The sequence below is a fragment of the Nocardia altamirensis NBRC 108246 genome (assembly GCF_001612685.1).
GTDB classification, from domain to species: Bacteria; Actinomycetota; Actinomycetes; order Mycobacteriales; family Mycobacteriaceae; genus Nocardia; species Nocardia altamirensis.
In genome coordinates, this window is the sequence record NZ_BDAY01000117.1 from 1 (window position 1) to 11,581 (window position 11,581).

The 11,581-nt window shown below is 66.0% G+C and carries 10 protein-coding genes; 3 read left to right on the forward strand and 7 right to left on the reverse strand.

Annotated elements, in window-relative coordinates:
• Window positions 1-169 precede the first annotated feature (169 nt).
• Window positions 170-1,189, forward strand: a complete 1,020-nt coding sequence (locus NA11_RS40955; protein WP_141718138.1) for an endonuclease/exonuclease/phosphatase family protein — start codon at window positions 170-172, stop codon at window positions 1,187-1,189.
• A gap of 24 nt (window positions 1,190-1,213) precedes the next feature.
• Here NA11_RS40955 and NA11_RS40960 read toward each other — a convergent pair whose 3' ends face one another.
• Window positions 1,214-2,479, reverse strand: a complete 1,266-nt coding sequence (locus NA11_RS40960) for a metallophosphoesterase (protein ID WP_069167502.1) — start codon at window positions 2,477-2,479, stop codon at window positions 1,214-1,216.
• Window positions 2,480-3,218: 739 nt separating this feature from the next.
• Between NA11_RS40960 and NA11_RS40965 the strand changes: the two genes are divergently transcribed.
• Entirely contained in the window at window positions 3,219-3,995 is a 777-nt protein-coding gene (locus NA11_RS40965; RefSeq protein ID WP_069167503.1) for a helix-turn-helix domain-containing protein, read from the forward strand.
• On the opposite strand, the gene NA11_RS40970 is transcribed toward NA11_RS40965, so the two are convergent.
• Window positions 3,989-4,813, reverse strand: coding sequence for a class I SAM-dependent methyltransferase (locus NA11_RS40970; RefSeq protein ID WP_069167504.1), 825 nt, complete (start codon window positions 4,811-4,813; stop codon window positions 3,989-3,991). The genes NA11_RS40965 and NA11_RS40970 overlap by 7 nt on opposite strands.
• A 109-nt stretch (window positions 4,814-4,922) precedes the next feature.
• Here NA11_RS40970 and NA11_RS40975 point away from each other — a divergent pair, with 109 nt between their 5' ends.
• Entirely contained in the window at window positions 4,923-5,621 is a 699-nt protein-coding gene (locus tag NA11_RS40975; protein WP_245746551.1) for an O-methyltransferase, read from the forward strand.
• 5 nt (window positions 5,622-5,626) lie between these two features.
• Here NA11_RS40975 and NA11_RS40980 read toward each other — a convergent pair whose 3' ends face one another.
• From NA11_RS40980 to NA11_RS41000, 5 genes are read right to left on the reverse strand one after another with little or no spacing between them, the layout of a single operon-like run.
• Window positions 5,627-6,703 (reverse strand): HAD-IIIC family phosphatase, encoded by a 1,077-nt coding sequence (locus tag NA11_RS40980; protein WP_069167505.1) that lies wholly within the window; start codon window positions 6,701-6,703, stop codon window positions 5,627-5,629.
• Entirely contained in the window at window positions 6,700-7,830 is a 1,131-nt protein-coding gene (locus NA11_RS40985) for an acyl-CoA dehydrogenase family protein (protein ID WP_069167506.1), read from the reverse strand. The genes NA11_RS40980 and NA11_RS40985 overlap by 4 nt, the downstream gene beginning before the upstream one ends.
• Complete coding sequence (locus NA11_RS40990) at window positions 7,823-8,119, reverse strand: acyl carrier protein (RefSeq protein WP_084655527.1); 297 nt, start codon at window positions 8,117-8,119, stop codon at window positions 7,823-7,825. The genes NA11_RS40985 and NA11_RS40990 overlap by 8 nt, the downstream gene beginning before the upstream one ends.
• On the reverse strand, window positions 8,116-8,970 hold the full coding sequence (locus NA11_RS40995; protein WP_069167507.1) for a 3-hydroxyacyl-CoA dehydrogenase family protein: 855 nt from the start codon (window positions 8,968-8,970) through the stop codon (window positions 8,116-8,118). The genes NA11_RS40990 and NA11_RS40995 overlap by 4 nt, the downstream gene beginning before the upstream one ends.
• Entirely contained in the window at window positions 8,967-11,477 is a 2,511-nt protein-coding gene (locus tag NA11_RS41000; RefSeq protein ID WP_069167508.1) for a type I polyketide synthase, read from the reverse strand. The genes NA11_RS40995 and NA11_RS41000 overlap by 4 nt, the downstream gene beginning before the upstream one ends.
• Between the last annotated feature and the right edge of the window lie 104 nt (window positions 11,478-11,581).

Genomic DNA, 11,581 nt, shown 5'->3' on the forward strand with positions numbered 1-11,581 from the left:
CCCCCGGCTCGCACGGTCAGCACTGATCAGCACTGCACCCCTGTCGGATTGATTGTCCGACAGGGGTTCCGCGCTGGCTGGTGGGTCCTTTGTGATCCCGGTCGTCCATTGAGGAGCGAGCCCGGCGCGTGGCGGGGGCGGGGACTCCTCGGCGTGCCAGGATGGCCGCATGACTCCTGCAGGCCAGCCAGGCGCCGGGATGCGGGCATCCACCGCTGATGCACCCGTGCCACCTGAGATTCGGGTGCTGGCGTTGAATGTGTGGCACAGCGGTAGCAAGGTCGCCGGCGGTACCGCGTTGCTCGCGGATCTCATCCTCTCGACGCAGGCCTCGATCGTGTTGCTCTCGGAGGCAACCCAAGCGACCACGGCCGTCGCGGCCGAGCTGGCGCGGCGGGGGCATCTGTTCCATGCTGTCCCGTCCCCCGATACCGGAATTCTGTCGGCGTTTCCCGTCGAGGAGACTGCCGAGACGCGGTGGACGATCAAGGCGCGGTTGAACATTGACGGTAGGCGACTCACCGTCTACTCGATGCATCTCGAGTTTCGCTGGTATGCGTCCAATCTGCCTCGTGGGTACGGTCCGGGGGTCCCGGCGCCGGGCGAGTTCGCCGAGCACGGGTTCGACAAGCTGCCGGACGGTCCGGTGACCGATCATGCCGCGATTCAGCGCGTCAACGCCGCCTCAGGTCGCCCCGAGGTCATCAGCAGCTTTCTCGCCGATGCGAAAGACGAGATAGCGGAAGGGATTCCGGTCATCATGGCCGGTGATTTGAACGAGCCGTCCCTGTTGGACTGGACATCCGCCACGGCGCACATGTTCGACCACAACGGGGTGGTGGCGGCGTGGGAAACCACCCGGCGGCTGCACCAGGCAGGCTTCATCGATGCCTACCGATCGATGTACCCGGATCCGGCCACCCATCCCGGACTGACCTGGCCGTCGGACAATCCGGAAGTGGACGTCTCCGAGCTCGCGTGGGCTCCCGAGGCTGACGAACGCGATCGCGTCGATTACGTCTTCGCCAATGGATTACGGCTGTCCGCCGTCGGCATCGTCGGGCCGCGAGGGACCATCGTGCGCGGCACCCGACAGGAAGTAGCTACCAAGGACAATTTCGCCGCGACGCCATCGAGGTGGGGCAGCGACCACAAGGGCATCCTCGCGACCTATCACTTCACCGACTGACCTGGTTGCGAATTCTGGTGCCGCTCAAGCCTGTTTCGACGCGAGCGTGATCACCGTGATGTCAGAGGGGGCGCCGACGCGGACCGGCGGCCCCCACGCACCGGCGCCGCGAGTGACGTAGAGCTGCGTGTCGCCATACTGTTCCAAGCCTGCGACGGTCGGATTCGCCAGTTCTGCAAGAAGATTGCCCGGCCACACCTGTCCCCCGTGGGTGTGACCGGACAGCTGTAAGTCGACACCGAACTTGACCGCGTCATGAATCTGCACCGGCTGGTGCGCGAGCAGCACCGCAGTCCGGCCCATATCCCGATTACCCAGCGCCGCAGCGAAATCCGGGCCGTCCCCGATCCGTTTACCCTGAATATCGTTCACGCCGGCCAGATCGAAATACGGTAGCTCGGCACGGCTGTTGGCAAGGAGTCGCAGTCCGAGCTCCTGCACATGCACCATCCACTCCTCGGCGCCGGAGAAATACTCGTGGTTCCCGGTGACGAAATAAGCACCATGCCTGGCCCGTAACCGCGCCAACGGCTCGACCGCCGATCGCAGATGTTCGACACTGCCGTCGACCAGATCACCCACCACCGCAATAAGATCCGGCTGCGTCCCATTGATCCGCTCGACCACCCGCTCGGCGAACCCGCGCCCGAGAATCGGCCCGAGATGAATATCGCTGACCACCGCGATCCGATACCCGTGCCCCGCTCGCGGCAGATTCGCCAACGGCACCGTCACCTGCTTCACAGTCGGCCCCGTCAACACACTGTGCGCGCCATAGCCCACGGTCGACACCGCCGCCAACGCCGCAGCACCACCCACCGCCCGAGAAACGAAAAGCCGCCGAGAAACCGACCCTGCTTCTTCCGCTCCAGCAGTGGGCCCCGGCACCTCCGCGACCGCCGCGGGAACCGTCACCTCTTCCGCCACCGCAGGGGGAACCGTCACTTCCTCGGCCACCTCGGCCCGCGCCGCACGCTCGGTCCAGCGCCGCAGCAGCGGCCGAATCAACTCCCCCACCAACAACGCCAGCAGCAGATAGATCAACAGCGCACCCCACAAATACCCAGGCCAAGCAACAATCTGGATAAGCAGGAACGGCACCCCCGCCCGCTCAGCCACAAACGCACCAACCAACAAGATCGGCCCGCCAACCACAACCCCGGTCCCCACCCGACGCGCCACCGACCCACGCACCGTCGTATCCCGCACGAGCCTGCGCCACACATACCAATGCAGCCCGCAGAACACCGCCAGGACAACGACTCCGACGCCAACAACCACCAAGCCCACCCCGCCACTCTATGTCGACCAAACCCCAATACCAGGACCACACGCGCACCGCCAACCCGCGCCTTCGAATGCCCCGCCGTCTCACAAATTGCGAAACGCACCACTCGACTCCCGTCGACCTTTTTCACGCCGACCACCGGGTTCCCAGTTGACCGAAGGCTCGGATCCGTACTCGTTCTGTGGATACGCACTGGCTCTGGGCGTCCAGACGGGGGCGGATGCACAGAAGGGGTGCGGATTTCGGCGTTGAGGTGGGCTGGCCGTGTTTGCCGGTCTCACGGGTACCGGTGATCCCGGTATGTGGGATCGAAGGCGGTGGTTTCGTGCCGAGTGGGAACTGGTGGCGGGGGCTCTCGGGCGATGCCGCCACCAGTTCCCAGTGATCAGCTGACCAAGTCCAAAAGGGTGGCGCCGCGGGTTGTGGCGTGGGTGGCTGGGGTCAGTAGAGGGCTTGGGTTCGCGTGCTCGGTAGCAGGGTGGGTTCTGGAGCTGGGCGGGGTGGTGCCGAAGTCGGGGCGGCTGCGGCGATCAGGGAGGGGTTGATGCGCGGTGGGGCGGGGGTGCGATGTAGTAAGTGAAAAGGTCTGGGCGGCAACGTTATGGCGGGTGGGGGTGGTTCGCTGAACGGATTTCTTCGAACCACGGTCGCGCGTGGTCCGTATACGTGGTGGCCAGGGTGCTCGGAACACCTGAGAACCACCCGGTCGGGTCGACCGTCCGGTGTTGGAGGAGGATCACGATGTTCCTTTCCGACGATGGCGATTTCGTCGAGCCCACAGAGCGTTCCGCCTCCGTCGATTCCAGTCGGACCGTCCTGCAAGGCGCGTTCTCGATACTCGAAACGCTCGCCCACGCGCCGGAAGGCCTGCGCGTGATGGAGTTGGTGGTGGCGACCGGGCTGCCGAAAACCACGGTTCGCAGGCACATTGCACAACTGCTGGAGATGAACGCGGTGCGCAAGGTCGGCACCCGCTATCTGGTCGGGTCGACGCTCGCGACTTTGGGGAGCCGGTGGCAGCCCGACGCGGCATTGCGCCGCGCCGTGACCGGACCGGTGCACCGGCTTGCGGATCTGTCCCGCACGATGGTCGCGGTTCACGTGCTCGAGGCGGGCCAGCTGCCGATGGTGACCGTTGCGATACCGCACAGCCGGACGGCGTTGGTGCAGCCCGCCGACCTCACGGAGGTCGCCGCGCGCACCGCTGTCGGGCGGGTCCTGTTCGGTACCCAGCCCGATCAGCTGTACCGACTGCGTGAATCCTGGTCGGACAAGGAGATTCGACAACTGCGCACCCGCCTGGCCGAGCCGCGGCCGGTGGTCATCGATCAACAGGACGCCGCGGTGGGCATCTGCTGCGCCGCGGCGCCGATCCGGCTGCCGAACGGTGACTGCGTCGCCGCGGTCACCGCCATGGTCTTGTCTCGCACGCTGCGCCCGGTGATCGCCGATCTGGTCGTCCGCGCGACCGCCGACATCAACCGGGCGCTAGCACATTCCGAGTGGGACGCTCACTGAGCAGGCTTCCTGGCGACGCACGCGAACGACAGCGGCAGCGGGTCGCCGGGGATCCGCCAGCTGTGCTCCCCGTCGGATTCCATCACCGAAAGCCGTTGGCGCGCATCGATCGGAACCTCACGAAGTCGCTCGATGACCAGGCCTGCCTCGACAAGTGCGTTCACCACCTCGCCGATGGTCCACCGCCAGCCGTGCAGCGTGTGCTCGGGCACCGGCACCTCGTCGGCGAGCCGGTCGGCGTAGCTCGACCTCATCACGTGGTGCAGCTGCCGGGAGTGGAACAGTGAACGGGCAACCCGCAATTCGCCGTCGACCACGTCGAAGAGGTTGACGATCGGATGGATCTCCACGATCGTCAGCGTGCCGCCCGGCTTGACGAAGTGCGCAGCCACCTCGGCCCAGCGCGGAATATCGGGCAGGAACGACAGCGTGCCGTATCCGGTGAACACCATGTCGAACGTGCCGTCGAGCACCAGGGGGAGGTCGTAGACATCCGAGCGGACGAACTGGGCGTCGACGCCCAGTTCTTCGGCGAGGTCGCGGGCGATGCCGATCGCGTCGTCCGAGATGTCCATGCCGGTTGCCTCGGCACCCATCCGCGCCAGCGAGATGGTGTTGGCGCCGAGATGGCATTGCAGCTCGAGCAGCGATCGTCCGCGCACATCGCGCAGCTCTTCTTGTTCGAGGGTGCGCAACATGTTGTGGCCGTTCCGCAGCAGCTCCAGGTCGTAGTACGACGATTGCCGATGCGCCTGCGCGCGCAGATTGAAGCCTTGGCGATTTGTTTCGATCTTCTCGAGGTCGCTCATCGAAGTCATCGATGTTCCTTCTGTAAGAATTGATGTCCCCCACTTTTCAGACCGTTGCAGTGTATCGAGTTTTTCATTCTATCCTCAAGGCGGACAGCCGAACTCGGCCCAATTCGTGATGGTTTTCCTGCCGGATCGGCGATATCATTGCCTGGTGGCAGATCAGATTGTGGCAACGCCGGAAATTCGTGACTACATCCGCGATGTTTCATTGCGCGAAGATTCGATTCTGGCCGAACTCAGAGCCCTGACAGCGAACTTGCCCGGCGGCGTCGCGATGCAGGTCATGGCGGAGGAAGGGCAGCTGTTGGCGCTGCTCGTCGGATTGTCCGGTGCGACTTCGGTGCTGGAGATCGGCACCTTCACCGGGTACAGCACGCTGTGCATGGCGCGGGCGCTTGCACCGGGCGGCACGGTTGTGACCTGCGATATCAGCCCACGATGGCCTGCGATCGCCGCAGATTTCTGGCGGCGGGCCGCAGTGCACGATCGCATCGACCTTCGCATCGGCGACGCGACGCAGACACTCGCCGACCTGGCCTCCGAACGCGGTGGTGACAGTTTCGATTTCGCATTCATCGATGCGGACAAGACCGGTTACGGCGCATATTACGAAGCCTCGCTTGCTCTGGTCCGACCAGGCGGATTGATCGTCATCGATAACACGCTGTATTTCGGCCGAGTGGCCGATCCGCTCAATCAGGATCCAGAAACTGTCGCCATCAGATCACTCAACGCAGCATTGCGCGACGATGCCCGAGTGGATATCTCGTTGCTGACGATGGCCGACGGAATAACACTGGTTCGAAAGAAATAGCAGAGTCAGCATGCCGCCAATTGGACTGCAGTGAGCCGTATTGCGGCGGGCGCAGGCCTCGGATTCGGCAGTATGTGCAGTCGCTGCGTTTCTGCATCGTCGGCATCCGCCACTGTGTCGAGGCATGCGCAGCGCTCGTCGGTGAATCCGGCGAACCGGTACGCGATTTCCATGATCCGATTCCGTGCGGTCGGCCTGAAGTCCGCGACCAGATGAGCGTCTGCAGCGGCCGCCGCACCGATCAACCAGTTCAGCGCCGTCGCACCCGCACCGAAGGACACAACCCGACACGACGTAGCGAGCAACTTCAGATGCCACACTGCCGCATCACGTTCCAGCAGCACCACGCCGACCACACCGTGCGGCCCGAATCGATCGCGCATCGTCACCGAAAGGACCTCGTGGCGGGCATCATCGAGCAGCGCACGCAGGTCGGCGTCGGAGTAGTGCACACCGGTCGCGTTCATCTGGCTGGTGCGCAGGGTCAACTCCTCCATGCGCGAAAGATCCTCCGCGGTAGCTCTTTTGATCTCCATCACGAGCTCGAGCGAACGCAGGAACTCCTCCGACGGCCCGGCGAACGACTCCTGCTCGGCTTGCCTGCGCAGGTTCGCCTGGTACATCTGCCTGCGCCGGCGCGAGTCGACCGTCACCGTCGCCGGAAGGAACTCGGGCTGCGTCAGCAACTCCGCAATCGACTCGACCGGATAGCTGCGCACCTCAGGCAGCTGAAACGCGACCTCCGCACGTTCGGCGGGCTGGTCGTCGATGAAGGCGATCGTGTCGTACGCGAAATTCAGTTCGTCGGCGATCTTCCGGATCGACGCCGATTTCGCGTGCCACCCGATCATCGCGAGCACGAAGTACTCGGCAACACCCAGCGCCACCAAACGCTCCCAAGCCAGGTCGTAATCGTTCTTGCTGGCCACCGTCTGCAAGATGCCCCTGGCGTCGAGGCCCTTGATCGTCTCGATGACGTGGTCGTTGAGAACCACATCGTCGCCCTCGAGCAGGGTGCCACGCCACAGCGTGTTATCCAGATCCCAGACAACGCATTTCACGGTCGTGATCACCTCGGTCACTGTGCCGCCCTCCTGGTGGCTTCCGCGGTGGCGATGGCATGCTTCGCCAGCTCCAGCTGGCATATCTCGCTGCTGCCCTCGATGATCTCCATCAACTTCGCGTCTCGGTAGGCGCGCGCGACCACGTGCCCGTCCGAGGCGCCCGCCGACGCCATCACCTGCATCGCGGACGCGGCACCGTGCATGGCCTGGGTCGCGCTGACGTGCTTGGCGAGGACGGTCGCAATGACGACCTCCGGCGAACCGGACTCCCAGCACTGGCTGGCGTGTTGGCAGGCCCTGGTGGCGATTTGCTCCGCGATATAGAGCTCGGCGACCAGGCGGGACACCAGCTGGTGTTCCGCGAGCGGTTTCCCGAACTGCACCCGTGTTCGTGCATGGTCGGTCACTGCGGCGAGGCACCCGCGCAGGATGCCGACGCAGCCCCACCCGACCGACATCCGGCCGTACGCCAGCGCGGTCGTGGCCAGCAACGACAACGAGAGTCCGGTTCCACCAAGCACATTCGCGATCGGTAGCCGGACGTCCGCGAGCCGCACATGCGCGTGCCCCGCAGCGCGGCACCCGAGCGGGTGCGCGATCTTCTCGACCTCGACACCGGGCGCATCCGTGGGTACGACGACCGCCGCGGCGTTGTCGCCCACCTTGCCGAACACGATGACCAGATCGGCGTAGGCCGCGGCGGTGATCCACGACTTGCTGCCGTCGATGATCACCGTGTCGTCGACGAAACGCAGCTCGGTGCGTATGGCGCTGAGATCGCTGCCCGCGTCGGACTCGCTGAAGGCGACGGCGGCCAGCCTGCCGCCGACCAACTCGGGCAGCAGCGCGGCGCGCTGCTCGCGGGTGCCGAGGCGCTGAATTGTCCACGCCGCCATGCCATGCGAAGTCAGCACGCTGCGCAGGGAACTGCACACGCTGCCGACGTAGGCGGTGAACTCACCACTTGCCAGGCTGCCCGCGCCGAGTCCGCCGTATTCCTTGGGCAGCTCCGCGCAGAGCACACCGGCGGCGCCCAGTTCCCGCAGGATCTGCCGCGGGATCACGCCGGCGAGATCCCATGCAGCAGCGTCTTTTCCGGCGAGACGACGGACCGCGGCCCGTTCGACGGTGAGCTCGTCAGACATCGCAGTTCGCGGCGGCTTCCGCATGCAGCCGTCCTACCAGCGCGGCCATGCTCTTGACGGTGCTGAAATTGGGCAGCTGCAGATCCGCGCCGCCGACCATCACGGAGTAGGTCTGCTCCATGAAGACGACAAGCTGCATGGCGAACATGGAGTTGGCGATGCCGGCGGCGAAGAGATCTTGGTCTACCTCGGGTCTGGTGCCGGTCTGCTCGGCAACGAATTCGGTGATGCCGTGGATGACGGCCTCGGTATCAATGGACGCCGTTTCGGTCTGTTCTTCCGACCTCACGCCGGTACCTCCCTATAAAAATAGAAACCACGGCCGCTCTTCCGGCCGAGCTCGCCTCGGCGAACTTTGTCGAGCAGTAGCTCGTCGGGGCGGCACCGTTCGTCGCCGGTCCGAACATGCAACGCCTGCAACGAGTCGACGAGGTTGTCGATGCCGATCAGATCCGCGGTGCGTAGTGGCCCCGTCGGGTGACCGAGACAGCCCTGCATGAGGGTGTCCACCTCTTCGACGCCAGCCGTGCCCGCACTGACTACCCGGGCGGCATCGTTGATCATCGGATGCAGCAGCCGGCTCGTCACGAAACCTGGTGCGTCCCTGACGACCACGGTACGTCTGCCGAGCCGGGTCAGCAGCGAAAGCACCGACTCGACGGTCTTTTCCGAGGTGCGCGGGCCACGAATCACCTCGACCATCGCGATCAAATACGCGGGGTTCATGAAGTGCGTGCCGATCAGGTCGCCGGGACGTCGTACCCAGGCGGCCAATTCGTCGATGGGTATCCCGGATGTGTTGGAGATCAACGGTGTTCCCGGCCGGACCAAGGCGGAGATGTTGGTGAGCACGTCCGCCTTCTGCTCCGGCAGCTCGGTCACCGTCTCGATGACCGCCGTTGCGTCGGCAATGTCGTGCAGCGACAGCGTCGTATGCAGCGCGGCGGGCACGCGCGCGGCAGGCGAGGCACCGGCCAGCTGTGCGTGCCGCAGCCCGCTCGCCACGGCGAGCTCGGCCCGCCGCAGCGCGGCCGCGTCGATGTCGACCAACACAGCGGGTACACCGTGGCCGACGACGAGCGTCGCGATCCCGGTGCCCATGACACCCGCCCCGACGATCGCAATGACCGTGTCGTTCATGCTGTCTCCTCATAGCCCATCGGCTCATAGCGTCCGGAGTCCGGCCCCAGCCAGTACCGGCGACGCTGGAATGGATAGCCCGGCACCGGAACTCGCCGGGGTCGTGCCGAGCCGTTGAAGCCGACCCAGTCGATCTCCACTGCGGCTTGCCATATCGCGCCTACCGTGTCGAGCAGATGGGTCGACTCGGAGCTGGTCGTGGCGGGCACCGGCAGCGAGGTCAACGCTCGTTCCGCCGTTGAATGCTGTACCGCGGCAGCGGAAGTCAGCGCATTGCCCGGGCCTACCTCCAGGAGGACCCGGCCGGGCCTGCTGACCAACTCGCGCAGGCCCTCAGCGAGTCGCATCGGCTCACCGAGCTGGCGCGCCCAGTTGGCCGGGTCCATCGCCTCGTCCGGGCTGATCCAGGTTCCGGTCACCCCTGAGATGTACGGCAGCTGCGGCGGCTTCCGTTCGTAGCGGGCTACGACGGTAGCGAACTCGGCGCGCTGCGAATCCGAGGGGTCGGCGATATTCGCCCTGGCGACGGTGATGTCAAGGGCGGCTTCGAGATCGAGCACGCCAGCAAGGCAGGCCGCCACATACTCGCCGTCGCCGTGGCCGAGCATCGCCGCGGGCCGTACGCCCCAGGACTGCCACAGCTGCGCGAGCGCCCACTGCAGACAGAAGGCTGCGGCGGGCACGCCGCGTGAATCGTCATGGATCTCGTCCGGACCGCGCCAGGTCGAGGGAAAGAGCAGTTGCCGCACGTCGTATCCGAGCCGCGGCCGCAGCAAGGTGGCGCAGCGGTCCACCTGCTCAGCGAAAGCCGGTTCGCTGCGATAGATCTCAGCTCCGGCGTCTGGGTGCTGCGCGGCACTTCCCGGAAACAGAAAGATCACCTCGCGGCCGCCGGTGTCGCCGCCAGGGTGCTTACCTGCACCACCCGCTGCCTGCTCCGCCGTCTCCTCGTGTTCTGCGCTCAATGTCCGGAGCGCAGCGATCGCCTCGGTCCTGGTGCGGCACACCAGGTGACGGCGCAGCGGGAAGCGCCGCCGCCCGGCCTGCAGGGTGTAGCAGACGTCGACGAGGTTCAGGTCCTCGTTGCGGTCCAGGTGGGCGGCGAGGTTGCGTGCCGCGTCCGCCACGGCCTGCTCGGTGCGTGCCGACAGCACGAGCAACTGTGCGCCTCGTCCGCCGAAAGCGTTGTGCTGCACCGGTGGCGCCTCCTCGAGGACCACATGCGCATTGGTGCCGCCGATCCCGAAGGAGCTGACCCCCGCGCGCCGCGGCGTCGCACCGACCGGCCATGGGCGGGCGGTGGTCGGCACGTAGAACGGCGTGCGATCCAGTCGCAGTGCCGGGTTGGGCGTGTCGAAGTTGATGCTCGGCGGAATCTCACCGTGCTCCAGTGCCAGCACCGCCCGCGCCAAGCTCGCGACTCCGGCCGCGGCGTCGAGGTGACCGATGTTGGCCTTCACCGAGCCGAGCGCGCAGAATCCGCGCTCGGGGGTGTCGAAGGCCTGGGCGAGCCCGGCCACCTCGATCGGATCGCCGAAAGGGGTTGCCGTGCCATGCGCCTCGATATAGCCGACCGTCTCCGGCGCCACCGCGGCCACCGCTTGAGCGGTGGCGATCACCTCGGCCTGCGCCTGCACGCTCGGCGCGCTGTACCCGAACTTCGCCGAGCCGTCGTTGTTGACCGCGCTACCCGGGATCAGTGCGCGGATATGGTCGGCGTCCGCGAGCGCGTCGCGCAACCTGCGCAGCGCGACGATGGCGACGCCGTAGCCGGGCACGGTCCCCCCGGCTGCGGCGTCGAACGGACGGCAGTGGCCGTCCGGGGCGAAGAGCCCGCCCGCGACAACGGGATAACCGCTCACCAACGGCACGGTCAACGCGACGCCGCCCGCGAGCGCCATATCGCACTCGTAGTTCAGCAGCGCCTGACAGGCCAGGTGCACCGCGACCAACGAGGTGGAACACGCGGTCTGCACGGTGATCGCGGGGCCGCGCAGGTTGCACAGGTACGCCGCCCTGGTCGCGAGGAAGTCCTTGTCGTTGTAGGTGCGCGCCGAGAAGGCCAGCGACGACTGCCGGAACTTCGTGTTCGCCGAAAGGTTCAGCGGCAGATACTTGTTCGCGAAGCAGCCGGCGTAGACCCCGATCGCACCGGCGAACCTGGACGGATCGTGACCGGTGTCCTCCAGCACGTGCCAGGCGCACTCGGCGAAGATCCGCTGCTGCGGGTCGCTGATCTCGGCCTCGATCGCGGAGTAGCCGAAAAACTCGGCGTCGAAAAGATCCGCGCCGGGTAAAACGGCGGAGGCAGGCACATAGTCGGGGTGCGCCACCATCTGCGGCGGCCACCCTGCGTCGATCAACTCCTGTGCGCTGAACCGGGAGACGGACTCGACGCCGTCACGCTGGTTGCGCCAGAACTCGTCGATCGTGGCGGCGCCGGGGAACCGGCCCGCCAATCCGACCACCGCGATCGGCTCGACGCCGTCATCCTGACGGGCGTTCATCCCGCCATCCCTGCAGGGGCCAGGTGCCCCGAATGTGCGATACGGCCATCGTGTTCGACCACGCCGATTCTCATGAAATCTCCCCGGAGCTCCGTGGAACCCCG

Bases quoted from the DNA above. Each gene is read 5' to 3' on its own strand.
- NA11_RS40965 (WP_069167503.1), top strand. From the start codon at position 3,219: ATGTTCCTTTCCGACGATGGCGATTTCGTCGAGCCCACAGAGCGTTCC.
- NA11_RS40955 (WP_141718138.1), top strand. From the start codon at position 170: ATGACTCCTGCAGGCCAGCCAGGCGCCGGGATGCGGGCATCCACCGCT.
- NA11_RS41000 (WP_069167508.1), bottom strand. From the start codon at position 11,477: ATGAACGCCCGTCAGGATGACGGCGTCGAGCCGATCGCGGTGGTCGGA.
- NA11_RS40985 (WP_069167506.1), bottom strand. From the start codon at position 7,830: ATGTCTGACGAGCTCACCGTCGAACGGGCCGCGGTCCGTCGTCTCGCC.
- NA11_RS40975 (WP_245746551.1), top strand. From the start codon at position 4,923: ATGGTTTTCCTGCCGGATCGGCGATATCATTGCCTGGTGGCAGATCAG.
- NA11_RS40970 (WP_069167504.1), bottom strand. From the start codon at position 4,813: ATGACTTCGATGAGCGACCTCGAGAAGATCGAAACAAATCGCCAAGGC.
- NA11_RS40995 (WP_069167507.1), bottom strand. From the start codon at position 8,970: ATGAACGACACGGTCATTGCGATCGTCGGGGCGGGTGTCATGGGCACC.